This is a genomic window from Nocardia sp. NBC_01329 (assembly GCF_035956715.1).
Lineage (GTDB): Bacteria > Actinomycetota > Actinomycetes > Mycobacteriales > Mycobacteriaceae > Nocardia.
The window spans coordinates 2,203,632-2,228,338 of sequence record NZ_CP108381.1; the positions used below are offsets into that span (position 1 = coordinate 2,203,632).

Annotated in this window: 23 protein-coding genes; 9 read left to right on the forward strand and 14 right to left on the reverse strand. The window is 66.6% G+C overall.

All coding sequences use genetic code 11. From position 1 onward, the window contains the following. The first annotated feature begins 85 nt into the window (after nucleotides 1–85). From OG405_RS10350 to OG405_RS10360, 3 genes are read left to right on the forward strand one after another with little or no spacing between them, the layout of a single operon-like run. A complete protein-coding gene (locus tag OG405_RS10350) occupies nucleotides 86–1,066 on the forward strand; it encodes an NADP-dependent oxidoreductase (RefSeq protein WP_327151400.1) in 981 nt (326 codons plus the stop codon). Next, nucleotides 1,063–2,022, forward strand: a complete 960-nt coding sequence (locus tag OG405_RS10355) for an LLM class flavin-dependent oxidoreductase (RefSeq protein WP_327151401.1) — start codon at nucleotides 1,063–1,065, stop codon at nucleotides 2,020–2,022. Before OG405_RS10350 ends, OG405_RS10355 begins: the two co-directional genes overlap by 4 nt. After that, on the forward strand, nucleotides 2,019–2,702 hold the full coding sequence (locus tag OG405_RS10360; RefSeq protein ID WP_327151402.1) for an alpha/beta fold hydrolase: 684 nt from the start codon (nucleotides 2,019–2,021) through the stop codon (nucleotides 2,700–2,702). Before OG405_RS10355 ends, OG405_RS10360 begins: the two co-directional genes overlap by 4 nt. Nucleotides 2,703–2,791: 89 nt before the next feature. On the opposite strand, the gene OG405_RS10365 is transcribed toward OG405_RS10360, so the two are convergent. The 5 genes from OG405_RS10365 to OG405_RS10385 all read right to left on the reverse strand — a co-directional run bounded on the left by OG405_RS10365 (nucleotide 2,792) and on the right by OG405_RS10385 (nucleotide 7,392). Further along, a complete protein-coding gene (locus OG405_RS10365; protein ID WP_327151403.1) occupies nucleotides 2,792–4,147 on the reverse strand; it encodes a cation:dicarboxylate symporter family transporter in 1,356 nt (451 codons plus the stop codon). Between the two features lie 398 nt (nucleotides 4,148–4,545). Continuing rightward, nucleotides 4,546–6,165, reverse strand: coding sequence for a VWA domain-containing protein (locus OG405_RS10370; protein ID WP_327151404.1), 1,620 nt, complete (start codon nucleotides 6,163–6,165; stop codon nucleotides 4,546–4,548). Nucleotides 6,166–6,324: 159 nt separating this feature from the next. After that, nucleotides 6,325–6,573 carry a WhiB family transcriptional regulator gene (locus tag OG405_RS10375; RefSeq protein ID WP_327151405.1) on the reverse strand — a complete coding sequence of 83 codons (249 nt, stop codon included), beginning with the start codon at nucleotides 6,571–6,573 and terminating at the stop codon, nucleotides 6,325–6,327. Continuing rightward, nucleotides 6,570–7,160 carry an HNH endonuclease gene (locus tag OG405_RS10380; RefSeq protein ID WP_327151406.1) on the reverse strand — a complete coding sequence of 197 codons (591 nt, stop codon included), beginning with the start codon at nucleotides 7,158–7,160 and terminating at the stop codon, nucleotides 6,570–6,572. The genes OG405_RS10375 and OG405_RS10380 overlap by 4 nt, the downstream gene beginning before the upstream one ends. Nucleotides 7,161–7,227: 67 nt before the next feature. Continuing rightward, entirely contained in the window at nucleotides 7,228–7,392 is a 165-nt protein-coding gene (locus OG405_RS10385; protein WP_327151407.1) for a hypothetical protein, read from the reverse strand. 336 nt (nucleotides 7,393–7,728) lie between these two features. On the opposite strand from OG405_RS10385, the gene OG405_RS10390 reads away from it, so the two are divergent. From OG405_RS10390 to OG405_RS10410, 5 genes are all read left to right on the forward strand, one after another. Next, a complete protein-coding gene (locus OG405_RS10390) occupies nucleotides 7,729–9,918 on the forward strand; it encodes a malate synthase G (protein ID WP_327151408.1) in 2,190 nt (729 codons plus the stop codon). A gap of 135 nt (nucleotides 9,919–10,053) precedes the next feature. Further along, nucleotides 10,054–10,812 (forward strand): NAD(P)H-dependent oxidoreductase, encoded by a 759-nt coding sequence (locus OG405_RS10395; protein ID WP_327151409.1) that lies wholly within the window; start codon nucleotides 10,054–10,056, stop codon nucleotides 10,810–10,812. A 162-nt stretch (nucleotides 10,813–10,974) separates the two neighbouring features. Beyond that, entirely contained in the window at nucleotides 10,975–12,669 is a 1,695-nt protein-coding gene (locus tag OG405_RS10400) for a hydrogenase maturation protein (protein ID WP_327151410.1), read from the forward strand. A 156-nt stretch (nucleotides 12,670–12,825) separates the two neighbouring features. Next, complete coding sequence (locus OG405_RS10405; RefSeq protein ID WP_327151411.1) at nucleotides 12,826–13,659, forward strand: MHYT domain-containing protein; 834 nt, start codon at nucleotides 12,826–12,828, stop codon at nucleotides 13,657–13,659. A gap of 320 nt (nucleotides 13,660–13,979) precedes the next feature. After that, nucleotides 13,980–14,546: a hypothetical protein gene (locus OG405_RS10410; RefSeq protein WP_327151412.1), complete on the forward strand. Its 567-nt coding sequence runs from the start codon at nucleotides 13,980–13,982 to the stop codon at nucleotides 14,544–14,546. Between the two features lie 190 nt (nucleotides 14,547–14,736). On the opposite strand, the gene OG405_RS10415 is transcribed toward OG405_RS10410, so the two are convergent. Together OG405_RS10415 and OG405_RS10420 are read right to left on the reverse strand one after the other, a co-directional pair. Then, on the reverse strand, nucleotides 14,737–14,934 hold the full coding sequence (locus tag OG405_RS10415) for a DUF397 domain-containing protein (RefSeq protein WP_327151413.1): 198 nt from the start codon (nucleotides 14,932–14,934) through the stop codon (nucleotides 14,737–14,739). Continuing rightward, entirely contained in the window at nucleotides 14,931–15,815 is an 885-nt protein-coding gene (locus OG405_RS10420) for a helix-turn-helix domain-containing protein (RefSeq protein ID WP_327151414.1), read from the reverse strand. The genes OG405_RS10415 and OG405_RS10420 overlap by 4 nt, the downstream gene beginning before the upstream one ends. Nucleotides 15,816–16,262: 447 nt before the next feature. Here OG405_RS10420 and OG405_RS10425 point away from each other — a divergent pair, with 447 nt between their 5' ends. Then, nucleotides 16,263–16,886, forward strand: a complete 624-nt coding sequence (locus tag OG405_RS10425; RefSeq protein WP_327151415.1) for a GNAT family N-acetyltransferase — start codon at nucleotides 16,263–16,265, stop codon at nucleotides 16,884–16,886. Nucleotides 16,887–17,005: 119 nt separating this feature from the next. Here OG405_RS10425 and OG405_RS10430 read toward each other — a convergent pair whose 3' ends face one another. The 7 genes from OG405_RS10430 to OG405_RS10460 all read right to left on the reverse strand — a co-directional run bounded on the left by OG405_RS10430 (nucleotide 17,006) and on the right by OG405_RS10460 (nucleotide 24,479). Then, nucleotides 17,006–17,404: a RidA family protein gene (locus OG405_RS10430; protein ID WP_327151416.1), complete on the reverse strand. Its 399-nt coding sequence runs from the start codon at nucleotides 17,402–17,404 to the stop codon at nucleotides 17,006–17,008. 43 nt (nucleotides 17,405–17,447) lie between these two features. Continuing rightward, nucleotides 17,448–18,125 carry a helix-turn-helix transcriptional regulator gene (locus OG405_RS10435; RefSeq protein ID WP_327151417.1) on the reverse strand — a complete coding sequence of 226 codons (678 nt, stop codon included), beginning with the start codon at nucleotides 18,123–18,125 and terminating at the stop codon, nucleotides 17,448–17,450. Nucleotides 18,126–18,140: 15 nt separating this feature from the next. Beyond that, nucleotides 18,141–19,304 (reverse strand): threonine synthase, encoded by a 1,164-nt coding sequence (locus OG405_RS10440; RefSeq protein ID WP_327151418.1) that lies wholly within the window; start codon nucleotides 19,302–19,304, stop codon nucleotides 18,141–18,143. A 55-nt stretch (nucleotides 19,305–19,359) separates the two neighbouring features. Continuing rightward, nucleotides 19,360–20,637 (reverse strand): dicarboxylate/amino acid:cation symporter, encoded by a 1,278-nt coding sequence (locus OG405_RS10445; RefSeq protein WP_327151419.1) that lies wholly within the window; start codon nucleotides 20,635–20,637, stop codon nucleotides 19,360–19,362. 491 nt (nucleotides 20,638–21,128) lie between these two features. Further along, nucleotides 21,129–22,028 (reverse strand): 3-methyladenine DNA glycosylase, encoded by a 900-nt coding sequence (locus tag OG405_RS10450; protein WP_327151420.1) that lies wholly within the window; start codon nucleotides 22,026–22,028, stop codon nucleotides 21,129–21,131. Beyond that, nucleotides 22,025–23,089, reverse strand: a complete 1,065-nt coding sequence (locus tag OG405_RS10455) for a hemolysin family protein (protein ID WP_327151421.1) — start codon at nucleotides 23,087–23,089, stop codon at nucleotides 22,025–22,027. The genes OG405_RS10450 and OG405_RS10455 overlap by 4 nt, the downstream gene beginning before the upstream one ends. After that, complete coding sequence (locus OG405_RS10460) at nucleotides 23,082–24,479, reverse strand: hemolysin family protein (RefSeq protein WP_327151422.1); 1,398 nt, start codon at nucleotides 24,477–24,479, stop codon at nucleotides 23,082–23,084. Before OG405_RS10460 ends, OG405_RS10455 begins: the two co-directional genes overlap by 8 nt. Between the last annotated feature and the right edge of the window lie 228 nt (nucleotides 24,480–24,707).

The following is a 24,707-nucleotide window of genomic DNA, read 5'->3' on the forward strand; positions in this document are numbered from 1 at the left end:
CAAGGAAGGAAAGCGCCCTGTACAAGGTCTATCAATTAATAGTACAGTTGTCCATATACTTTGGAGTTGTCGAGGAAGGTTCGTCGTGCTGGCAGTGCTGCAGGAAGAGTGGGGAAGTCCGGAGAACATGCGGTTGACCGAGGTCGACCGGCCGAAACCCACCTTCGGTGAGGTTCTCGTGGAAGTGGTGGCGGCGGGTGTGAATCCGGTCGACTTCTATACCGCCCAGGGCTCGGCCTACAACCGGATCCTCGAGCTGCCGTTCATCCATGGCTGGGATGTCGCGGGTGTGGTCACGGAAGTCGGGTACGGCACCACCCGGTTCCGTCCTGGCGACCGGGTATTCGGAATGCCGTGGTTTCCGCGGGCGGCCGGCGCGTACGCCGAATGTGTCACCGCGCCCGCCCGCCATTTCGCGCAGATGCCGGAGAGGTCGACCTTTTCGGAGGCGGCCGCGTTACCGCTGGCCGGGCTCACCGCATGGCAGATGCTGGTCGATGTGGCCCGGGTCGGTCCCGGTCAGCGGGTGCTGATCACAGCGGCCGCCGGCGGAGTCGGCCATCTCGCGGTGCAGATCGCCAAGTCGCTGGGCGCCTACGTGATCGGCACCGCTAGCGCCGCCAAACATTCATTCGTCCGCGCCCTGGGTGCCGACGAAGTGGTGGACTACACCACCACTGATATCGCCGCCGTGGTCGGCGATGTCGATGTGGTGATCCAGATGTTCGGCGGTGACGGCGCCGTAGGTGCGCTGCGGTGCCTGCGGCGCGGCGGAATCATGGTCAATGCACAGAGCGCCTGGACCCCTGGAATGGCAGCCCGGGCCGCCGAGTTGGGGGTTCGTGCCTCCGGATTCCTGGTCGAACCCGACTACGCGGGTTTGGCGGCGCTGGCGCAGCTCGTGGACGAAGGACGGCTGGCAGTGCATATCGAGCGCGAACTACCACTGGCGCGTGCCGCGGAGGCCAATCAGTTGGTCGGCCGCGGACATACCACCGGCAAAGTCGTACTGACCGTGGCCGACCCCGTCCGCTTGGGTGCCACCGCAGCGGGCGCTATCCGGTGAGCACGCTCATGGGGAATCCGGTGAAGATCGGCTATCTTCTACCGACGCGGGACCAGTCTCTGCTGGGCCGGCATGATATGCAGGCATTCGTCGAGCTGGCTCGATGCGCCGAGGCAAGTGGGTTCGATTCGATCTGGGCGGGCGACAGTCCGGTTACCAGACCACGTGCGGATCCGCTCATAGTGCTGGCGGCGATCGCACAGGCGACCGAGCGCCTCACGCTCGGCACCGCCGTGCTGCTCCCCGCGCTACGTCATCCGATCCTGCTGGCCCATCAGCTGGCCACCCTCGACCGACTGTCGGACGGACGGCTGATCGCGGGTATGGGAAGCGGGTTCCCGAACCCCGCTACCCGGGCCCAATACACCGCTATGGGAATCGATTTCCGAACCCGCACCGATCGCCTGGTGGAAACCATCCACTGCCTGCGGCAGCTGTGGTCCGGGGCGGAGACCACCCACCACGGCACCCATTTCGCCTTCCGTGACGTGCGACTCGTACCTCCGCCCACGCAGCCTGGAGGTCCGCCGATCTGGCTGGCCGGGGCTGGCGGACCCGCGCTGCGCCGCATCGCCGACTTCGCCGACGGCTGGCTACCGTACCCGGTGACAGCCGATGCCTACGCGAACGAATACGGGTTCATCGAACAGGTAGCCACCAGGCCGGTACTGCCCGCGCTCTACGCAACCCTGTGCATCGACGATGATCCCGAGCAGGCGCGACAACGCCTGCGGCAGAGCATCGAACGTTACTACCGTGCGCCCCTCGAGACGATCGCATCAATCCAGGCACTGTTCTCCGGCACACCCGGCGCAGCCGCCGAGTGGCTGGACGACTACCTGGCCGCCGGCGCTCGACACCTGGTGATCCGCCTCATCGCCGACGACCCCGCCGCAGGGCTCGCAGAATTCGTCGACCGGGTGCTACCCCTGCTTCCGAAGGAGACCCGCCCATGACCACCTATGTTCTCGTGCACGGTGCCTGGCACGGTCCTTGGGCTTGGGAAACTATAGTGCCGATCCTTCGTACCTCGGGTGCGCGCACCGGTATTCCCGACCTCGGCGCCGACCCCGCCCATGGACTGCACGACCAGGTCGCGGCAGTCGTTGCAATGCTCGACTCGATGCCCCACACCGACACGCTGGTACTGGTCGGCCACAGCTATGCGGGCCTGGTGGTCCGGGAAGCCGCCGACCTCCGGCCCGACCGCGTCGACCATATCGTGTTGGTCGACGGGTGGGCCGGCGACGACGGTGCGAGCATGTTCACTCTGGCGCCCCCCGCATTCGTCGACGCGATCCGTGCAGCAGCGGTGGGACAACAGATTCCGGCCCCACCGCCCGCCGCCTTCGGTATCACCGATGCTCACGCCGCAGCCCAGCTCGCGGCGCGGCTACGACCGCAGCCCCTGCGGACGTTCACCGAACCGACCCGTTTGACCGGCGCAGTCGACCGCATTCCCGGAACCGCTGTCTACTGCCGCCCTCAGACATACGCCTTCGATCAGTTCGGCGCGGCCCTCGGATATCGCACCGCCGCGATCGACGGCCCGCACGACATCATGCTCACGGACCCAGAACAGTTGTCCCACTTGCTTCTGGCGGTCCCCGTCTCGGCCACGCGAACCGCACGGTAATCTTCGGTGCGAAGACCACCGTCGGCCGCCTCGCCGTGCCGTGGCCGAGAGCGGCGGCGTTGTCGGCGGGTGTCCGGGTAACTCGGGCATCAGGCGGGGATGAGGTCCTTCGCGCCGCCGCTGTCTGCGATGGGGTGAGATTCGTGGTCGTCCACCATCGTCTGCTCGTCGAACGGCCGTTTCCGGTCCAGGACCTCGCGTACCCGCTCGGTGTCGACCGACTTGGTCCACGTTCCGATCAGCAGGGTGGCTGCCGCGTTGCCGGAGAAGTTGGTGAGCGCGCGGGCCTCGGACATGAACCGGTCGATTCCGACGATCAATCCGACTCCGTCGAGCAGCTCGGGCCGATGGCTCTGCAACCCGCCCGCCAGCGTCGCCAGGCCGGCGCCGGTGACTCCGGCCGCGCCCTTGGAAGCCACGATCATGAATACCAGCAGGCCGAACTGTTCGCCCAGGTTCAACGGCTGCCCCATCGCGTCCGCGATGAATATCGAGGCCATGGTCAGATAGATGGCGGTGCCGTCCAAGTTGAACGAATAGCCGGTCGGCACCACAACGCCCACGGTGGTGCGCTCGACCCCCATATGTTCCATCTTCGCGATCAGCCGCGGCAGCGCGGATTCCGACGACGAAGTGGCCACGATGAGCAGGTATTCACGCGCGAGATAGCGGCACAGTTTGAAGATCGACACCCGGGCGACGAGTCTCACCAGCACGCCGAGGACCCCGAAGACGAACAGCAGGCAGGTCAGGTAGAAGGCGATCATCAGGGTGGCCAACTGGACCACGGCATCGAGTCCGGTCCGGCCGACCACATTGGCCATGGCGCCGAAGGCCCCGATGGGAGCGAGCCAGAGGATCATCGCCAGGATCCGGAAAACCAGTTTCTGGATCAGCGCGACACCACGCAGGATCGGCTCCCCGGCCGAGCCCATGGCCTGCACCGCGAAACCCACCAGCAACGCGACGAACAACGCTTGCAGCACACTGCCCGCGGTGAGCGCGGAGACCAGTGTCGTGGGGACGATGCTCTGCAGGAATTCGACGGTGCCGCCGGCTCCGTGCGCTTCCTCGGCGTATTGCGCGCCTTGGCCGGCCGTGCCCGCGATGTTCAATCCGGTGCCCGGGTCCAGCAAATTGCCGACCAGCAGGCCGATACCCAGCGCCACGGTCGACATGAGGAGGAAATATCCGATGGCCAGGCCACCCACCTTGCCCACCGTGGCGGCCGCGCGCACAGAACCGATGCCGAGGACGATGGTGCAGAAGATGACCGGGGCGATCATCATCTTGATCAGGTCGACGAACATGGTGCCCAGCGGCGCCAGTGCCCGGCCGGTGCCCGGTGCGAGCCAGCCGACCAGTATGCCCGCCAGGACGGCGACGATAACCGCCAGATAGAGCCAGTGGGTGCGATCCCGCCGTGTTCGAGTCCGGTCCTCCATGACCTGATCTCCTCCCGAGTCGTAGTGCGCGGGCGAGGTGAACCCGGCCACCACGTCCTGTCCAGAATGATGGACTGATACGTGACGCCCGTCGTGGTTTCGTGCATTTCGTTCAGTGGAGGAGTTCGCGCGAACCGGTCCCTTGTCTACCCTCGCCGAAATCAGCCGCGTGCTCCGCGATGCACCCGACGGGCTCACCGCCGCTGATGCCGCGGCGGCGATCGACGTCTCACGGATTCCGCTCGGCGCTATCTGGAACTCCTCGCGGAGGACAGGGTCGTGGCCCGGCGTTCCCATCACGGCCGGACCGGACGGCCCCGCGCCCGCTACCGCTGGCGCGATGCCCCCGGGCCGTCGGTCCGAATGAATTCAGCGTCGTCGGCCCGATCGAATCCAGTTCAGGGTGTGGTGAGCGCTGCGACCATCGCGGTGCCGAACTCGAGGTCGTTGCTGCTAGGTAGCACCGTGTAGGCGCCGCCGGTGCGCTGGCTGAGCGTGCGCAGCGTATCGGTGCCCTGGCCGCCACCGACGATGATGACGTCCACTCGTATCGGTTCGGCCGGGTCGCCCACGGCCCCGATCGCGGACAGCAGTTCATCGCCGCTCAGCGCGGACTCGTCCGCGGGCCCGTCGGTGACGAGCAGGACCGAGTTGGTGCGGTCGGCGGCGTAGCTCTCGATCGCGTTCCGGTATGCCGCCAGCAGTGCCGGATAGCAGTCGTCGGCGCCGTCCGAGGTCGCTTCGATCGAACCGAGCGACCCCGTCAGTGTGCCGCGGTGCTCGTCGTCGAGGCGGGCGGTATCGGCGATGACCCGGTACGGGTTGTCACCGTCCACGTTCTTGCCGAAGGTCCAGATTCCCAGACCGAAATCGGGCGGCATCACATTCATGGTGGAGGCGAGCGCGCCGACGGTGTTGGCCAGCCGGGTCAGATCTCCCTCGGTGGTGCTCATCGAGGACGAGACGTCCAGCAGGGCGGTGGCCTGCACGCCCAGCACCGGGTGGGTGAGCGCTTTGCGGAGCCGGTCGAGCGCAGCCCGCGGTGGCGCGGCGACGTGCTGGGCCGGGGGCGCGGCGAACCCGGCCGCGATCAGTTCCCGTTGTTGTTCGGGTCTGCGCAGATAGTCGGCGAACAGTCCGGCGATGAGGTTCTGTGTCTCGTCCACCCAGGGGCCGGACATGATCGCGGCCGGGTAGTCGGCCACGGGCGCCGCCCCGGCGGGGACGTAGGCGGTGGCGCTGCCGTTGGCTGCCAGTCGCCGCTGGGTCACGGGTACGGCGTGTACCGCTGCCTCGGCCGGTGCGGCGGCCGACAACGTCGTCATCGCGGCGGAGATATCGGCGGCCTCCGGTGCGGCGGCGGCCAGTCCCGAGACGGCCGAGATCGCCTGTCCGGATTTCGCGGCTTCCTCGGTCAGCGGATCGGTGCCCGAGATCGCGCCCGCGACAGCGGCGGCGACAGCGACGGTGCTGTCACCCGGCGGCAGCGCCAGCTTCAGGCCGGCCCAGCCCGGGAGCCCGATCTGGTCGAGCGAACCCTGTTGCAGCCGTGGCAGATCCGCCCACGAGGTCTGGGTGGCGGCCAGTGCGTGGCGCAGGATCTCCGGTACGGCCAGCACGATCGGGCTGGACGCGATCGATTGCGGTGTGCCCTCGATGAGACCGGGCACGCGCATGGACTCGATATCGCGACTGGAGACCGGGATCCACAGACCCGGCCGTGGGCCGAGGACCGGGTTCCAGGTGGCGTTCGAGGTGAAGGCGGCCACCATATCCGCGGATGCCCGCTCGGTGACGGCGACCTTCGCGCAGTGGTCCCGCACCACCGGACCGGTCTCGTTGTAGCGGTCCGCGATGGTGCGGACCGGGTCGGCGATATCCGGATCGACCGTGACGTCGAGGACGGCCTCGCCTTCCATGCACGTGCCGGTGGATGCTCGATCCGCCGGGTCCGCGCCCATTCGTGAACATCCGAAAACGACTGCGACCAGGACCACCACGATTACCGCCGCGATCACCGGTCCCTTGCTCGATCTCCGGGAAGAACCGGTGCTGCGATGGGTACCCACGGGCAGTCAGTCTATGTACCTGAACGCGGTCGTGACGCACCACGGTCACGACTGTGGGGCCGTGCTCGCGGCACGGCCCCACAGTGTCTCCGACCAGCTTTTCTCCGGCTATTCCCGGATCATCGTGCCCCGGTCGAATTCCTGCCCACCCCACACGCCGGATTGTCCGGTGCGCTCGGCGAACCTCCGGCAGTCCTGCCGGATCGGGCAGCGCCCGCACACTTCCCGCGCATAAGCGAAATCCTGGGACGGATAGGGAAACCACGCCTCATGGTTCGGGTCGCCGCGGCAGGCGGCCCGCTGCCAGCCGCGGCTGTCGGAGGCGGGCAGCAGATCTGCCAGAATCTCGACGGTCATCTCGATCCCCTCCCTTCGCGGATCGCCTCGGTGGCGGTGGTTGTTGTCGTCGCGAGCTGTCTCCAGACCCGCCGTTGCGCCCGGGCCAGCGGGTCCGGTGGCCGGGGCTGCCAGAGCAACCGCATACCGGCCTCCTCCGGAGTGCGGTCGGCCTTACCGGTGTTGCAGGTCGCGCAGCACGCGATGAGGTTCTCCCACGTGTTGGGCCCGCCCCGGCTGCGCGGCCGGATGTGGTCGACGGTGTGCGCCCCGGCACCGCAATATCCGCACCTGTTCCCGTCGCGTCGTAGGACGGCGGCGTGGGTGGCGTGCCCGTCGGGCCTGCGGACCGTGATGTGGGCCAGGTAGCGGTAGCGGAGCAGTCGGATGGTCTCGGGCAGCATGATCTCGGAGTGCTGGGACCGAATCGGGAAGTGCGGCTGCCGGATCACGACGGATTCAGCGATTCCGCTGGTCAGCAGCACTACCGCACGGTCGGCGGGGATCCGGGCCAGCGCCTCGTAGCTGGCATTGAGCACCAGTACCCGGGTGCGTATCCAGTTGTCCGGAGTGAGTGTCGCCGGTTCGGCGACAGCGGATATCGGCATGGGGATCACCAGGTTTCGACGGCCCGGGACAGCCGGGACTACAACAGGGACGGGAGAACGCGGGCGGTCAGTGCCGCTGGGGGAGGAGCCGGTCGATCACGAGGTCGCCGGCGACGGTTTTCGGTTGCCGCGACGGCTCGCCGCAGCGGTTCATCGACCGGTCCGGTGCGCTGACGCGTAGTGCGGAATCGGCGTTCGGCCGGGTGTTACCGGCGGATGCGACTGGATACAAGACCACTCCTCCCTTCTCTGTCGTCGTAGACCTGCCAGGGTGGCGGGCCGGATGGAATACATGGTGGCACAGGGCAGTAGCGATTGTCGGCTCATTTTTTCGCCGCCGGATCCTGGCTCTGCCGCAGGGGGAACGTGCCCGGCGCACGGCCCGGTGCGGGTGAAACGGCCGTGCGGCGCCACCGCGGAGCCCGATCGCGGCTGCTGTGCCGGAGTAGAGTCCGGACCGGGCCGTCCGCCCCGCCCACGTGATCACCCGGCGATCGGAGCGCCGCTACCGGTCGGTAACATAAACATCGACTTTCCACCCGGTATTTCGCGGAAGTGAGGCACGTAGATGACAGAGCGGAAAAAGGTCGGCGGGCTCGAGGTTGCCACCGTTCTCCACGACTTCGTAGAGAACGAGGCGCTCCCCGGCACCGGCGTCGATTCCGCCGCGTTCTGGGCCGGCGCCGAGCGGATCATCACCGAGTTCGCTCCGCGCAATCGCGCCCTGCTGGCCGAACGCGACGAGATCCAGGGCAAGCTCGACGCCTGGCACAGCGAACACCCGGGTGCCGGCTACGACCAATCGGCCTATAAGCAGTTCCTGGTCGAGATCGGCTACCTGCAGGCCGAGCCCGCCGACTTCGGTATCGCCACCACCGGTGTCGACGACGAGATCAGCAGCACCGCCGGTCCGCAGCTGGTGGTGCCGGTGAGCAACGCGCGGTTCGCCATCAACGCCGCCAACGCCCGCTGGGGATCGCTCTACGACGCGCTCTACGGTACCGACGCCATCCCGGAGACCGGCGGTGCCGAGAAGGGGAGCGGCTACAACCGGGTGCGCGGTGACAAGGTCATCGAATGGGCCCGCAACTTCCTCGATGATTCGGTCACCCTGATCACCGGTTCGCATATCGGCTCGACGTCCTACGCCATTGTCGACGGTGAGCTCGAGGTCGGTCTGGAGGACGGCACCACCATCGGCCTGGCCGATGCCGGGCAGTTGGTCGGCTACCTGGGCGACCCGGCCGCGCCGAAGTCGATCCTGCTGAAGAACAACGGTCTGCACATCGAGATCCAGATCGACCCGGACTCGCCGATCGGCAGCACCGATACCGCCGGTGTCAAGGATGTGGTCATCGAATCCGCGGTCACCACGATCATGGACTTCGAGGATTCCGTGGCCGCGGTGGACGCCGAGGACAAAACCCTCTGCTATCGCAACTGGCTGGGCCTGATGAAGGGCGATCTGGCCGAAGAGGTCAGCAAGGGCGGCAAGACCTTCACCCGCACGATGAACCCGGACCGGGTCTACACCGCGTTGGACGGCTCCGAACTGTCGGTGCACGGTAGGTCACTGCTGTTCGTGCGCAATGTCGGCCATCTGATGACCAGCGACGCCATCCTCGACGCCGAGGGCAACGAGGTGCCCGAGGGCATCCTGGACGGCATCATCACCTCGCTCGTCGCCAAACATTCGCTGCGCGCGGATGTGGCGCTGACCAACAGCCGCACCGGTTCGGTGTACATCGTGAAGCCGAAGATGCACGGACCGGACGAGGTGGCCTTCACCAACGATCTGTTCGCTGCCGTCGAGGATGTGCTGGGCCTGCCGCGCAACACCCTCAAGGTCGGCATCATGGACGAGGAGCGCCGCACCACGGTGAACCTGAAGGCGTGCATCAATGCTGCCGCCGACCGTGTGGTGTTCATCAACACCGGTTTCCTGGACCGCACCGGCGACGAGATCCACACCTCGATGGAAGCGGGTCCGATGATCCGCAAGGCCGAGATGAAGACCCAGCGCTGGATTCTGGCCTACGAGGACTGGAACGTCGATACCGGTATCGCGACCGGTCTGCCGCACAAGGCGCAGATCGGTAAGGGGATGTGGGCGATGCCCGATCTGATGGCCGGAATGCTCGAGCAGAAGATCGGTCATCCCAAGGCCGGCGCCACCACCGCCTGGGTACCGTCGCCGACGGCGGCCACGCTGCATGCCACGCACTATCACCTGGTGGACGTGTTCAAGCGGCAGGCCGAGATCGCCAAGGGCGGCCCCCGCGCGAGCGTCGACGATATCCTGCGGATCCCGCTGGCCGCGGACACCGACTGGTCGGAGGCCGACAAACAGCAGGAGCTGGACAACAACTCACAGTCCATCCTCGGCTATGTGGTGCGCTGGATCGACCAGGGTGTCGGCTGCTCCAAGGTTCCCGATATCTCCGATATCGCGCTGATGGAGGATCGGGCGACCCTGCGGATCTCGAGCCAGCTGATGGCCAACTGGCTGCGGCACGGCGTGGTCACCACCGACGAGGTGGTCGCGAGCCTGGAGCGGATGGCGCCCGTGGTGGACCGGCAGAACGCCGGTGACGCCGCCTACCGGCCGATGGCACCCGATTTCGCGGGCAGTGTGGCGTTCCAGGCCGCGAAGGAGCTGATCCTCGAGGGCACCGCGCAGCCCAATGGATACACCGAGCCGATCCTGCACCGTCGTCGCCGCGAAGCCAAGGCCCTGGCGGGTAAGAACGAGGCGTGATCGTCTCGTAGCCGCCGGACCACGCAGTCCCCGACCGCCCCCCGAGCGGCCGGGGACTGCGTGTTCGTACGGTCCCTCCGGCCCGGAGCCGGAGGTGGCAGGAATGCCGGCGGTGGGGAGCGGCGTTGCCGGAGTATGAAGGTTTTGATCATCCACGCGCACCCGGAGCCCGATTCGCTCACCACGAGCCTGAAAGATGTGGCCGTCGACCAGTTGCGGTCCGACGGGCACGAGGTCCGGATCAGCGACCTGTACGCCATGGGCTGGAAGGCCCACGCCGATGCCGGCGATTTCGGTGCGGTCGCCGAGACGAACTTCATGCTGGCCTCCGGGGAGGCCTACGAGAACGGTTCGCTGAGCGCGGATATTCGCGCCGAGCAGGAGAAACTGTTGTGGGCCGATACCGTACTGCTGCATTTCCCGCTGTGGTGGTTCGCCATGCCCGCGATCCTCAAGGGCTGGGTGGACCGGGTGTTCACCTGTGGGTTCGCCTACGGTGCGGGTGGCACCGCCATCCCCCGCTACGGTGACGGCGTGCTGGCCGGGCGGCGGGCGATGCTGGTCGTCGCGGTCGGCGGCCGGGAACCCGCGTATTCCGATCGCGGAATCAACGGCCCGATAGCGGATCTGCTGTTTCCCATCCACCACGGCATCCTGTACTACCCGGGAATGGATGTTCTGCCGCCGTTCGTCGTACACGGGGCCATCCGAGTGGACGACGAGCGTTTCGGTCTCATAGCCGATGATCTGCGAAAGCGCTTGGGAGAGCTCGAGCACACCGAGCCGATTCGGTATCGGCGTCAGGCCGGCGGTGACTATGATCGCGGACTGCGGCTCGAATCAGGTCGTGAGGAGCCGGGGACCACCGGTTTCGAGCTCCATATCACGTCGTGAGATGGTGACCGCGGTATACGCCGTTCGCGCGGATGCGTTCGCGCAGTTGGCCGTCGACGAGAGGGCTCGGGCTGCGCGCGGATCAGGGCAGGACTAGCTTGGTCGAGTCGAGACCGTACCTGGGGTACGACCGGATCAGTCCCTGTTCGATGGAGGAAAATTTTGCGAGTCCTGCTGGTCGCGAGCGCTTTCAACAGCCTCACGCAGCGTGTGCACACCGAACTGCGCTATCGCGGGCACGAGGTCGCGGTCGAATTGGCGCTCGGTGATGCCCCGCTGCGGGCCCGGGTGACCGCTTTCCGTCCCGATCTCATCGTGGCGCCGATGCTCACCACCGCTGTCCCGGAGGACATCTGGACCGAGCACACCGTGCTGATCGTGCATCCCGGCCCCAAAGGCGATCGGGGACCCTCTTCGCTGGACTGGGCGATCAGCGAAGGGGTCACGGAATGGGGCGTCACCGTCCTGCAGGCGGTCGCGGAGATGGACGCCGGTCCGATCTGGGCGTCGGTGGCCTTCCCTGTTCCCGCATGCGGGAAGAGCGAGCTCTACCGCAACGAGATGTCGGAAGCCGCGGTGGCGGCGGTATTGCTGGCCGTCGAACGTTTCGGTGCAGGGGATTTCGTGCCCGAACCGCTGGACTACGACCGCCCGGACGTGCGTGGCCGGTTGCGGCCCTACCATGCGCAGCAGTACCGCCGGATCGACTGGGCGACCGAGCGCACTGCCGATGTGCTGCGCAAACTGCGCGCCGCCGATTCGCAGCCGGGTGTGCTCGACGAACTCTACGGCCGTGAGTATTTCGTGCACGGCGGTCACAACGAGGACCGGTTGCGCGGCACCGCGGGCACGGTGATCGCGACCCGGGACGGGGCGATCTGCCGGGCCACCGTCGACGGCGCGGTGTGGTTGCCGCAGTTGCGCCGCCGCCGGATCCCAGGAGGACCCGCGGAATTCAAACGGACCGCGGTCGACGCGCTGGGGGCCGATCTGCCCGCCGGTACACCCGAGGTTTCGGTATCCCCGGCCGAGGCGGCGGTCCGCGACACCTGGTCGGAGGTGCGGTACCGCGAGACCGGTTCGGTGGGGCACCTCGAATTCGCCTATACGGGGGGCGCGATGAGTACCGCGCAGTGCCGGCGGTTGCTCGCGGCCTATCGGGAGGCCTGTGCCCGGCCGATCCGTGCCCTGGTGTTCGGCCCGACTCGCGATTTCTTCTCCAACGGTATCCATCTGCATGTCATCGAGGCCGCCGAGGATCCGGCTCAGGAGTCGTGGCGCAATATCAACGCCATGAACGATCTCGTCGAGGCGATTCTGACCACGACGGACAAACTGGTGATCTCGACCCTGCCCGGTAATGCGGCCGCGGGCGGAGTGATGCTGGCACTGGCCGCGGACGAGGTGTGGTGCCGGGAATCGGCGGTGCTCAACCCGCACTACCGCCTGATGGGCCTGTACGGCTCGGAGTACTGGACCTATTCGCTGCCGCGGCGGGTCGGTGCGGTCGAGGCCGCCCGGCTGACGCGGAAGACCCTGCCGGTGGGCGCGAAGGCGGCCGCGGATCTCGGTCTCGTGGACAGGGTGGCACCGGGAGACAGCGCCGAGTTCGCCGAATGGGTACGCCGGGAAGCGGAGTCACTGGCCGATTCGCCCGAATTGGAAAACCGGCTGACCGCGAAGAAGCAGTTGCGCGAGGCCGATGAGGCCGCCAAACCGCTGGCAGAGTACCGCGCCGAGGAATTGGCGCAGATGCGCCGGAACTTCTTCGAGGAGTGTGAGCCGTACCATGAGTTGCGGCGGAACTTCGTGTACAGCGTGGTGCCCCCGGCCACTCCGGCGTACCTGCAGGGCTGATCCGGACATTTCCGTCCTTAGCTCAGTTGTGACATCAAGTGGCGGATTTGTACGCACCTGAGGTGAAATTTTTACTCTGCAAGCCCCCCCGGGATGTGCCGAACTACTGTCTATGCGGACATAGTTCGGAAATCGACTAGTACAGCGGAGTTACACGTGCAGCTCGAGCACTTCAACAATGGGTGGGTCACACCTGTCCTCGCCTATTTCATGTCGTTCATCGGGTCGGTGCTCGGTCTACGGTGCGCGGTCCGTGCGCGGGCGTCCGAGCAAGCCGGTGGCTGGCTCGTCGCGGCAGCCATCGCCCTCGGCGGCGCGGGGATCTGGGTTATGCACTTCACCGCGATGCTGGGCTTCTCCATCGACGGTATGACCATCCGCTACGACATGCCGATGACACTGCTCAGCGCGGGTATCGCCGTCGTCGTCGTCCTGATCGGGCTCGCGATCGTGGTGCGCGGTCACCGTGAGGCCGTCGCTCTTCCGCTGGGCGGATCGATCACGGGTATCGGCGTCGTGGGTATGCACTATCTGGGCATGGCCGCGATGAACACCGGCGCGGCTATGGAGTACAGCACCGGGCTGGTTCTGCTGTCCATCCTGATCGCGGTGGTCGCCGCGACTGCCGCGCTGTGGTTCATGCTGCACGTGAAGGGCTGGGGTAACACGATCGGCGCCAGCTTGATCATGGGTGTCGCGGTATGCGGAATGCACTACACCGGAATGGCCGCCATGAGCGCCCACCACGGCGACCACACCAGCGTGCCGGAAGGGGTCGCGCCGGTGGAATTGCTCACTCCGTTGCTCACCACCGTCGCCCTGGTGGTCGTGGGCCTGGTCGTGCTGGTCGGGGTGGCCGAGCTGGAGGTCCGCTCCACAGCGGCAGCGAAGCACGATTACGAAACGGACGAGGGCGCGACCCTCACCACCGATCCCGCCACCCTCGCGATCAGTGGGCGCGAGTGGCCGCGGATGCCGGTGGATCGCTAGTCTGCGCGGATGTCGTAGTGGTGACATGGGGCGCAAGCCCGGTTGTCGTCGCCGGCTGGGCCGCCTAATCTGGGCGGCCGTATCTGCAACATGACCTGAGGACTGGTTCGAATGGGTAGTACCGTGCTCGATATCGCCGCGCTGATCGTGATGCGTGTTGGGGATTTCTTCCAGTGGGCGACCACCGGATCGGCGGGTTTCCCCCCGCTGTGAACCGGTAGTCGACTGTCGGCACGGAGCCCGGACGCCGAACGCGTCCGGGCTCCGTCGTGTCCGTCCCGGGTGCTCGTGGGACGGCGGGCCGGGCCTAGAGTATCTCCATGGCCTACGGGGGTGAGTCCGGTGCGCTGCGGCGACCGGCAACGAAGTGGTGGCTCATCACCACAGTGGCGGTGGCCGCGCTGGTCGAATTCTGTTGTGCGGCATTGGTCTGGTTCGTGGCCTCCGACGGTTGGGCCGGATACCCGCTGATCCTGACCAGTGTGTTGCTGGTGTCGGCCGTATTGTGGGCGATCTGCGCGTTGTTCGGCCTGGTCCGTTACCGGGCCCACCTGCTGAGCGCCGTAGCTCCGCTCCTGGTGGCGGTAACGGTGGCCGTGGTGTACTCGGGTGCCGCCGAACGGTCGGGTTGGCAGCTGTCGAAGGGTTCGCTGGAAGCGGCGGCGGTCGAATGCGCCGAGCGCTCCGGACCCGACCGGATCGGCCTCTATACCGTCGAGCTGATAGAGAGCGACGGCCGGGAATGCCGGTTCTACACCGATGGCGGTTTGATCGATCGGGTCGGATTCGCCTACCTGCCCGACGGCCCGCCACCGGAGCACCAGTCGAGCGGGACGACCTATCGGCAATACGACGGTTCCTGGTATCGCCTGGTCGTCCGCATGTGACGAGCGCGCACTCGGTCCCTCGTCCGCGTGTTCAGGAGCCCACGACCGACTGCTGATCCGCAGGCGGCGAATACACCGACTCGTCGACGTGCAGCACCATGACGTGGAGATCCGTCGTGCCCGGGGCCGGGTGAGTACTTCGCCTCGAAAACGAGAAAAGCCCCCGGCGGGGGCTTTTCTCACGAACCGATCAGTCGAACACGCCGGTCCTGGTGGCTCCGAGGAACGCGTCCCACTCGTCGGGAGCGAAGACCAGTGCGGGGCCGCCGGGATTCTTGCTGTCCCGAACGCCGACACGTCCCCGGTCCAGATGTGCAGCCTCGACACAGTCCCGATTGCCGCCGCTTCGACTGCTCTTGAACCACTTCGCGCCGATGAGATCCATCATCTGTGCTCCTTCGATACGCGCAGCATCAAATCTCTGGATGCCGTTGGGGACAACGCTACATGGCGGATTCGCCTGGCCTCGTCGGAAAACCGCTCGACTTCGATATCGCGTTCCATGTACAGGTCTCCGGCCAGGCCCTCTTTGTATACGACTGGTGGCTCTTGAAGCTTGGAGGTCGGCAGGAGAGGGAAGCTGAACAGGACGAACGATCCAGCGACCAGCCCTACTGGGTATTGCTCCGACGATGGCACGATGCGGATCTCCACGCCATCGTCCTCTGATTGTGCGATCAGGGCTCGGGCTTGATCGGACATCACGGAGGGACCGCCGACGCGATACCGAACCACCGCCTCCGACAGCAGTGCCTCGAACCGAAACCCCTCTCGATGCAGTAGATCTTGGCGCCGCTGGACCACATCGAGGATCCTCTCCACCTCGTCCGGCGATCGGTCCGGAAAGGCGGCCCAGGTCAGTGCACGTCGATATTCGCGGGTCTGAAGCAAGCCCGGCACGACGGCGGTTTGCCAGGAAGTCACCCAGTTGGCGGCCTCCTCGAGGGCCAGATAGTGGTCGAAGCCCTCGGCGATTGCATCGGCATAGGTTCGCCACCACCCCGATCCCGATGCCGCGGCGGACCGGATCTCCTGGGCCAGCCCGAGGAGCAACCGGCGCTCGGAATCGGTGGCCCCGTAGGCGTTCGCGAGGGCGTTGAGCGCGAGGTCGGTGACTTTGGTCTGCCTGCCGTCCTCCAGACGCCCGTAGGACTGCGGGCTGGTCTCGGCGATGCGCGACGCCGCCGATTGCGTGATGCTGTTGCGCTCCCGAAGCTTTCGCAGCTGACGGCCCAATGCCCGTCTCGGCAGCGTGGATCCAGTGGTCACGATCGTTACCTTTCCTAACCGGATGAGTGGGATATGGAAAGCACCGTGGTGAAAGAGCGTGAATTTCCCCGTGGAATCGCCACGGTATCGCTTCCGAACGTGTTGCGGCACACGTCTACTGGGGAAGCGCCCGGCGCAGGTCACCCCCAGTTGCCGCTGGGGACATCGGTTCGACGCCGGGAAGGCCGAGAGCCGGTGGTCCGATCGTCGGTTGGTCACTGTCGCTCCAATCGGACCCTACGCCGGGCGCGCACCGATACCAAGCCGGAACAGGGGATTCATCATGCGCGCCAGTACATCGCGGACCGGGCTCACGACGCAGGGGCGCGAGCGGAAACGATGCCGGCCGATGCCGTACTCGTCCAGTCGGCGCTGGGCTCACGGGGCCTCACCGTGGCGCTTTACCGGCCCCGCCGGAGCAGTCCGGCCCGGGCTAGGATCGCAATCATGTCGACCCCTCCCGACGTACGTCCGGCCCGCCGCGCCGAGATCGGCTCCCTGGCACGCACCCTGGCCGCCGCTTTCCAGGACGATCCGGTGATGGAGTGGCTGTGGCCCGATCCGGGTCGGCGAGCCTCGGGGCTACCCCGTCTGTTCGCGACCCAGACCCGCCATCAGCATCTCGCAAACGGCGGGGTGGATATCGCGCTCGACTCGTCGGGTGCTATCGGCGGGGTCGCCCTGTGGGACGCCCCCGGGCGATGGAAACCGTCCGTGTGGCGCGAGCTGCGTATGCTCCCGCAGCTCGCCCGCGCGTTCGGCGGACGGCTACGCGCGGGTAAAGAGCTGGTGGAACTCATGACCGCCGTCCATCCGGACGAACCGCACTGGTATCTCGCGACAATCGGCACCGATCCGGACCGGCGCGGCCACGGCCTCGGGCAGGCTCTGCTGCAGTCGCGGCTCGAACAGTGCGACCGCGACGGAATACCCAGCTACCTCGAGTCCAGCAAACAGGCGAACATCGCCTATTACGAACGGTTCGGCTTCGAGGTCACCACGAAGGTCACCGTCCCGGGCGGCGGCCCCGATCTGTGGCTCATGTGGCGCACACCCCGCTCTCGTGCCTGACCGAAACGTTCGGTGCGCCGCCGCCGCACCGATAGCGTCTGCCGACTCGGCGCTTCCGGCACGGTTTCCAGCGGCGAACGCCTCGGAGAACTCGAACGGATGTGCAGACCGGCACCCCTTCAGTCGATGGCGGCGATGGCGTGGATCTCGACGGCCGAGCCGTAATGCAGTTCGTTGACGCCCACGACTGCGCGGGCGGGACGGTGCGCACCGATCCACTCGGCATAGATCGTGTCGAAGGCGGGCCATGCCGCGACGTCGGTGACATAGGCGAAGAGCGACACCAGCCGGGTCCGGTCGGTGCCGGCGGTGGCCAGGCACTTGTCGAGGTTGTCCAGCACTTGCCGGGCCTGGATGTGGAAGGGCTGCCCGGCCGAGCTGTTCCCGGCCTGGTCGACGGGCAGCTGACCGGAGATGTATGCGAGCCCACCGTGAACTGCGACGTGAGAGTAATGCCCGAATGGTGGCCGCAGATCGGGACTGTTGCGCAGCTGGATATCGGCAGTGGGCGTAGTCATTTTCCTGAGACCCTTCGCGTTACGTGGTGAATGGATTCTGGTGTTACTTGGAGTAGTTGTAAACGGTGGCGCGGGAGACGCCGAGCAGGTCGGCGATGGCTTGCGCTGAGCTGGGGGAGTCGAAGAAGCCGTCCCGGCGCAGCTGTTTGACGAGTTCGCGCTTGGTGTCCCGGGGCAGGCCTCGCGGAGTGTTGGACCGGTCCGCGGCGAATGCCTCGATGGCCTCGCGCAGCTCGCGGGCGGTCCGGTCGCGCAGCGTCTCCAAGACCTCGCCGCGGTGCTCCACCTCGGTCGCGACGAGGTTCGCGAGGGTGAGAGTCAACGGCGACAACGATGAGACGTCGAGATTGAGGCACAGCGCCGCGACGTAGCGTCCTTCCTTGTTCTTGATCCCGATCGAGGTGCTCTTGACCGGCCGCCCGTCGGGGAACTGGTTGGGGTAGTTCTGGATCACGCTCGGGTAGTTCGGGTCAGCGATCCGACGTAGCCCGAGCTCGGTGGCCGAGTCGCCGACCTGCCGGCCGGACAGGTTGTTCTCGATGGCGCGGATGGCGTGCTGAGGCTTGCGCAGATCATGTAGCACCACCTCGCACAACCCGGGGAACATCCGCCCGATCGCGCTCGCGATCTTCTCCGCCTCGACGAGAAGATGCTCGTCATCTGTGGCGGGGTCGGTACCGCTGTTCGTGCTGCTGGCCCTGCTGTCGTCCTCGGTGCTCATGCCGGGCACCCCTCCTCATCCCTGGTTGCTGTTGATGTCCTGTTCGAAGACGCTGATCATTTTCTCGGAGGACTTGACCCCGGCGCCGGTGAGAACTACCACAGTGGTCTCGCCGGCGCCGATGGTGCCGTCGGCGATGAAGTGGTCCAGCGCCGCGGTGGCGACGCAGCTGGTGGGCTCGGCGTACAGGCCGCGGGATGCGAGCTTGCGCACCGCTGCCCGGATCGCCTCTTCGGGGACGGCGACAGCTGCGCCGCCGGACCGGCGGATCGCCTCGACGGCCTCGGGCAGGCGGGTCGGATGGGCGATCGAGGCGCCCTCGGCGATAGTGGGCACTCGCTCGCCGCGGGCGGCCGGGTCGAGACCGTTGACCGTGTCCGCGATGGTGGCCCAGTGCTCGGGCTGCCCGACGAGCAGCCGCGGCCGGTGCTCGATCTGGCCCGCGGCGAGCAGCTCGCTGAATGCGATGTCACAGCCCAGGATGTTGCTTCCGGCGCCGGCGACGAGGACCACGTTGTCAGGGGCGCTGAACCCGAGGTCCTCCCACATCTCGTAGGCCACGGTCTTGGTGCCCTGCAAGAAGAACGGGTGCCAGTTGTGACTCGCATACGCTATCTGCTCGGACTGGCGGATCGCTTCGTTCGAGACCTGATCGCGGGTGCCCCCGACCAGCTCGATCTGTGCGCCGTACGCGCGAGCCTGGAGGATCTTCGCGGCTGAGGTGGACTCGGGCACGATGATCTTGGCTCGGATCCCGGCGGCCGCACTGTAGGCGGCGACGGAGGAGCCGCCGTTGCCGGAGCTGTCTTCGAGCACGTGCTCGGTGCCCTGGCCGACCAGGTGTGAGACCATCACCGCCACCCCACGGTCCTTGAAGCTCGAGGTCGGGTTGAACCACTCGAGTTTGAAGTGCACCCGCCGACCGTCCCAGCCCAGCGGCACCATCGGGGTGCAGCCCTCGCCGAGGCTGACGCGGTGCCGCGCATCGACCGGGATCGCCGCCTGATAGCGCCACAGCGACCGTTCCGAGGTCACGATCTGATCGGGAGTGATGCCGGGAAGGGCGCTGAATGCCAGCGCGGTGCCGTCATCACCGCGCCAGCGCGGATCGGTGAGGTCGTAGTGGCGACCCGACCGGTCGTACAGGAATGGGTCGGTCGTGGTGGACGCGTTACTCATGGTTGCAGTCTCTGCCCTTCTGAACGGTGCTGGGGAATGAGTGTCGTAGTGGCTGTCAGTAAACGAGTTCCCGCGTGTCGGCCTCCGTTCGAGGATGGCTGGTGACGCTGGCCGAGGGGCTATCGGCCGCCGGTCGGCGCCCGAGAACGGCTACCGCGATGGCGTTGCCGAGGATGTTGGTGGCGGTGCGCCCCATATCGAGCAACTGGTCGATCACCAGCAGCAGGGCCACACCGGCAGCGGGGATGCCGAAACCGGGAACGATCGCGGCGATGATGACCAGTGCGCCGCGGGGCACCCCGGCCATACCTTTGCTGCTGATGAGCAGGACCAGGCACATCAGGATCTGCTGGCCGATGTGCATGTCGATGTTGTAGGCGTTGACCAGGAACACGGAAGTGAAGGTCATGTACATCATCGAGCCGTCGATGTTGAACGCGTATCCCAGTGGCAGGACCAAGCCGGTCGTACGCCGGTCGACACCGAAGGAGGTCAGGGAGCTGATCATCTTCGGGAACGCGGCTTCGGTGCTCGACGTGGCAAAGGCGATGAACATCGGCTCGCGGGCGGCTCGGATCAGCCGGAAGACGCCTCGGCCGAGGAACAAGGCCCCGACCGCGATCAGCGCGACCCACAGGCCGGCCAAGGCGGCGTAGAAGTTGGCGATCAGCGAGCCGTAGGTGGCGAACGCGTCCAGGCCCTGCGTGGTGAACGCGGCGGCGACAGCGGAGAACACGCCGATCGGGGCCAGCAGCATCACGTATCCGGTGAGCTTGAGCATCACGGTGGTCAGCTCGTCGATGGCATCGGAGAGGCGGGAGGTTCCGTGCGCGGACTTCACGGCGAGCAACGCGAGTCCGAAGAACATCGCGAACACCAAGATCTGGATGGGCTTGTTCGTGGCCAGCGCCTGGATGAAGCTCTGCGGAACCAGGTCCTCGATGAACTTCGACGGGGAAAGCGGCTTGGTGTCGATTCCGGACCCGCCGGCGGTCGCGCTCAGGTTCAGGCCGGTGCCGACCTGCATCAGGTGGGCCATCAGGAGCCCGTAGGCGCCGACCAGCAGCGACGCGGCGAGGAACCACGTCATCGAGCGCGCGAACAGCGAGCCCAGCCCCTTGGTCCCGGCCATGCCGGTGATGCCACTGACGATTGTCGCGAAGATCAGCGGCGCGATCACCATCTTGATCAAGTTCAAGAACACGTGGGTGACCGTGTCCAGGTAATGAACGACGTCCGCACGGCTACCGGGGAGCTGGTAGTGCAACACCAGACCCACGGTGACCCCGAGCACCAGGGCGGTGACGATGAACAGGCCCATCTTGTTCTTCATTGAGCCAACTTCCTTCCGGCAGCGCGCGCACCCACGCTGGTGCGAGCGAAAGCGAACCCACACTCGGCCCGGACCTTCGGACTATGGACCGGACTCTGTGTGAGCCGGAGGAGGCCAGGGACCTCCAACCAGCCATCACTATAGACGGATAGTCTAAATTTGCAATATGAGTCTAAATTCGCCGGGAAGTTCGTAGGGAACAAGCAACTCAGGTGGATCGCCTGCCCCTGAAAGGTTGCCGAGCAGGCATGAACGAGCCGAACCCAGGCAGCAGCGGTTACTGCGCCACGAGGGATGAGACATGAATCCGAGCCCCATCGCACCGCTCAGCGGCAATGCATCGACCTGATCGTGCTCGAGCAGGGCGTCGACACCACCACCCCGCCGGGCGGTTCCTGTTCCATGTCATCGCCGCGATAGCCGCCGACCGGCATGATCGTCACGGGGGGTGCGCCACGACGAAACACTCATCGAGTGGTTGTGCGAACTCGCTACTCCGGCACCTGATCGAGCAGTGAGATCAGGCTCGCGAGCAATCGCTTCCGCAGCGGCTCACCGCGGTTCGCGATCGCGGCCTGTTCGCGAACGTACTCGGCCCTCCCCGCGGGTGTTTCGATGCGGATGGGGTCGTAGCCGTGTTCACGGAGATCGTAAGGACTCGCCCGCATATCGAGTTCGCGGGCGTCGCGGGCCAGTGCGAAGCAGTCCAGCAGCAGATCCGAGGAGAGCAGCGGCGTCAGTTTGAAACCCCATTTGTACAGATCCATATTCGCGTGCAGGCAGCCCGGCTGTTCGCTGTCGATCTGACCGGCGCGGGTCAGCTGCCTGTTGTTGCGGGGGACCGCGGGCGGGGTGAAGAACCGGAACGCGTCGAAATGGGTGCAGCGCACCGGCATCGACTCGACCACCGCATCCGTGCCCGCGTCCCCGAGGCGCAGCGGTACCGCGTCGTGCCGGATCTCCCCGGTCCGGTACACCATCGCCCATTCGTGCAGGCCGAAACAGGACAACTGGGCGGGGCGGGAGGCGGTCGCGCGCAGCAGGCCCGCGATAAAGGACACGGTATCGGCGCGGACGCGCAGAAACTCCGGATCGGCGGTCGACACCGGTTCGGAAACCCCGTCCGGCGCCTCGATCCGGTGATATCCGCGCGAACCGGTGTACTCGGCGGCGCCGGCCAGCGCCACCCCGAAACCTGGATGCCAGCGACGCAGCTGTGCGGGCTTGTGGCCGTAATACGTGAACAGGAAATCGAGTACGGGATGTTTCGCCCCGGCGGCCCGTGCCCGCAGGTACGGGCCGACCAGGGCGTCGAGGCGGTCGCGATGGGTGGCCGCCCGCGACCGCCACTCCGCTTCGCTGAGCACCGAACGGACAGCCGCAGCTGTCATTCGGCGACCCGGTGTGTGGTATCGCGGACGGTACCGACGAACTCCTCGACGAGATCCTCGAGCGCGACGATGCCGACAGTGTTACCGCGCGCGTCCACCACCCGGCCGAGATGGCTGCTGGTGCGGCGCAGCCGGGCCAGCGCCTCGTAGAGCGTGGTGCCCATCAGCACGGTGGGCAGCGGCCGGATATCGGTCCGCGGGATCTCGGTGTTCGGACCGGCGGTTTCGTCGGAGACCTTGTCCAGCACATCCTTCACGTGCAGATAACCGACGAGGGAGCCGTCGAAGGCGCGGACCGGATACCGGGAGAACCCGGTTTCGGCGACCGCGTTCTCGATATCGCCGAGGGTGGTTCCGTGCGCGCGCAGCGGAATCGTCCGTACCTGCGCGAGCGGAACCATGACCTCGGCTACGAACCGCTCTCCGGTACCGAGCGCCTGAGTGAGCCGTCGGTGTTCCTCTTCGTCGAGCAGGCCCTCGGAACGGGATTCGCCGATCATCTCGGCCAGTTCGTCACTCGAGACCGCGGCCTCGAGTTCGTCCTTGGGTTCGATGCGCAGCATCCGCAGACTCAGATTGGCGGCGAAATTGTAGATCGCGATGAGCGGCCGGGCGATCCGCAGCCAGGCCAGATGCAACGGCACCAGCAGCAGCGCACTGCGTTCGGGTCCGGCCAACGCGATGTTCTTCGGGATCATCTCACCCAGCAGGATGTGCAGGATCACCACGATCGTCAGCGCCAGCACGAACGACACCGGATGCAACAGTGTCTCGGGTAGTCCGGCGAGCTCGAACGGATGCTCCAGCAGATGAGCCACCGCCGGTTCGCCGACCCGGCCGAGCAGGATCGAGCAGATGGTGATGCCCAGCTGGGCGGCGGCCAGCATCATGGACAGATTCTGCCCGGCCCGGATCACGGTGTCGGCGTTGCGTTTACCCTGGGCCGCCAGGGCCTCGAGCCGGTCGCGGCGCGCGGAGATCAATGCGAATTCGGCCGCCACGAAGAATGCGTTACCCGCCAGCAGGACCACGGTCAACGCCACCCCGAAGAGGTCACCCATGGTGGACCTCCCGCCCGGCGGTCTGCTGTTCGCTCACGGCGATGGCCTCGGCGTCGGCCGGAACCAGCCGGACGCGGTCGATCCGGCGCCCGTCCATCCGTTCCACCCGGGCCAGCCAGCCGCCTTGGCCGTCGCCGTGTCGCCGGTCGTGGCCGCGGCGCTGCGGCAGGACCACGGTATCGCCGGTCACCGGGATCCGGCCCAGACAGGTGAGAACCAGACCGCCGAGGGTTTCGTATTCGCCCTCGGGGGCGATGTACCCGGTCGCCCGGGTCACCTCGTCGATCCGCAGCAGGCCGGAACAGTCCCAGCCGTCGGAGACCCGGCGTACCTCACGTTCCTCTTCGTCGTGCTCGTCGCGGACATCGCCGAGGATCTCCTCGATGATGTCCTCCATGGTGACCAGGCCCGCCGTGCCGCCGTACTCGTCGACGACCAGCGCGGCCTGCATCCCGTCGGCGCGAACCCGTTCCAGGACCTCATCGCCGTCCAGGCTGGCCGGAACCACCGCCACCGGCTGCGCGATCTGCGCCAGTCCCACACCCGCGCGGGTCGGCGCGGGATGAGTGAAGGCCTGTTTGACGTGCACGATGCCGAGTGTGTTGTCCAGGTCGCCGTCGATCACCGGGAACCGCGAGAAACCGGTGCGGGCCGCGGCAGCGAGCAGATCACCGATGGTGTCGGTGCGCTCGAGGGCTTCGATCTTGACCCGCGGTGTCATCAGTTCTTCGGCGCTGCGTTCGCCGAACTGCAGGGAGCGGTCCAGCAACTGCGCGGTGCGCTGATCGAGGGCGCCGTGCTGAGCCGAGGTGCGGACCAGCGATCCGAGCTCCTGCGGCGACCGCGCCGAACGCAGTTCCTCGGCGGGTTCCACACCGAATCGGCGCACCGCCCAGTTGGCAGTGCCGTTGAGGAACTGGATCATCGGTTTGAACACCGCCGAGAACGCCACCATCGGCCCGGCGGTCGCGCGGGCGGTGGCCATCGGGGAGGCGATGGCGATGTTCTTGGGGACCAGTTCGCCGTAGATCATCGACAGCGAGGTCGCCAGGATCAACGCGAGGACCAGGGAGATACCGGTGACCGCGGAATCCGGGACCCCGAACAGGCCGAACAGCGGTTCGAGTAGCCGGGCCAGCACAGGCTCGGCGATATAACCGGTGATCAGCGTGGTGATGGTGATACCGAGCTGGGCGCCGGACAGTTGGAAGGACAGCGTGCGGTGTGCCTGCCGGACAGCGCGGGCCCGGACATCGCCGTCCCGGGCATGCGCTTCGACGGTACTGCGTTCCAGTGCTGTGAGCGAGAATTCCGCGGCGACGAACAATGCCGTGCCCGCGGTGAGCGCCACGAACCCGATGAGGCTGAGGACGGTGAGTGCGACGGCCATATCACCACCACCCGGCGGACATCGGAATCAGCGATGTGAACGGGGCCGGATGAGGGGGGAGGGTCGTGCAGCGGAGGACGCCGGGTCTGTCACCCGGCTCGATAGATGAGCCCTCCTGAGTGGCGCCCTCGGACGCGGGTGACAACTGGATCCTTTCGTCCTGACGAATATGGTCGGCGGTCGCCGGCGACTCTCATGCTACCGCGACCGTACGCGCGGGCGCACGGT

Excerpts from the sequence above, each read along its gene's own strand:
- OG405_RS10360 (WP_327151402.1), top strand. The coding sequence starts at position 2,019 with ATGACCACCTATGTTCTCGTGCACGGTGCCTGGCACGGTCCTTGGGCT.
- OG405_RS10365 (WP_327151403.1), bottom strand. The coding sequence starts at position 4,147 with ATGGAGGACCGGACTCGAACACGGCGGGATCGCACCCACTGGCTCTAT.
- OG405_RS10375 (WP_327151405.1), bottom strand. The coding sequence starts at position 6,573 with ATGACCGTCGAGATTCTGGCAGATCTGCTGCCCGCCTCCGACAGCCGC.
- OG405_RS10380 (WP_327151406.1), bottom strand. The coding sequence starts at position 7,160 with ATGCCGATATCCGCTGTCGCCGAACCGGCGACACTCACTCCGGACAAC.
- OG405_RS10390 (WP_327151408.1), top strand. The coding sequence starts at position 7,729 with ATGACAGAGCGGAAAAAGGTCGGCGGGCTCGAGGTTGCCACCGTTCTC.
- OG405_RS10395 (WP_327151409.1), top strand. The coding sequence starts at position 10,054 with ATGAAGGTTTTGATCATCCACGCGCACCCGGAGCCCGATTCGCTCACC.
- OG405_RS10410 (WP_327151412.1), top strand. The coding sequence starts at position 13,980 with ATGGCCTACGGGGGTGAGTCCGGTGCGCTGCGGCGACCGGCAACGAAG.
- OG405_RS10415 (WP_327151413.1), bottom strand. The coding sequence starts at position 14,934 with ATGATGGATCTCATCGGCGCGAAGTGGTTCAAGAGCAGTCGAAGCGGC.
- OG405_RS10425 (WP_327151415.1), top strand. The coding sequence starts at position 16,263 with ATGTCGACCCCTCCCGACGTACGTCCGGCCCGCCGCGCCGAGATCGGC.
- OG405_RS10430 (WP_327151416.1), bottom strand. The coding sequence starts at position 17,404 with ATGACTACGCCCACTGCCGATATCCAGCTGCGCAACAGTCCCGATCTG.
- OG405_RS10435 (WP_327151417.1), bottom strand. The coding sequence starts at position 18,125 with ATGAGCACCGAGGACGACAGCAGGGCCAGCAGCACGAACAGCGGTACC.
- OG405_RS10440 (WP_327151418.1), bottom strand. The coding sequence starts at position 19,304 with ATGAGTAACGCGTCCACCACGACCGACCCATTCCTGTACGACCGGTCG.
- OG405_RS10445 (WP_327151419.1), bottom strand. The coding sequence starts at position 20,637 with ATGAAGAACAAGATGGGCCTGTTCATCGTCACCGCCCTGGTGCTCGGG.
- OG405_RS10450 (WP_327151420.1), bottom strand. The coding sequence starts at position 22,028 with ATGACAGCTGCGGCTGTCCGTTCGGTGCTCAGCGAAGCGGAGTGGCGG.
- OG405_RS10455 (WP_327151421.1), bottom strand. The coding sequence starts at position 23,089 with ATGGGTGACCTCTTCGGGGTGGCGTTGACCGTGGTCCTGCTGGCGGGT.
- OG405_RS10460 (WP_327151422.1), bottom strand. The coding sequence starts at position 24,479 with ATGGCCGTCGCACTCACCGTCCTCAGCCTCATCGGGTTCGTGGCGCTC.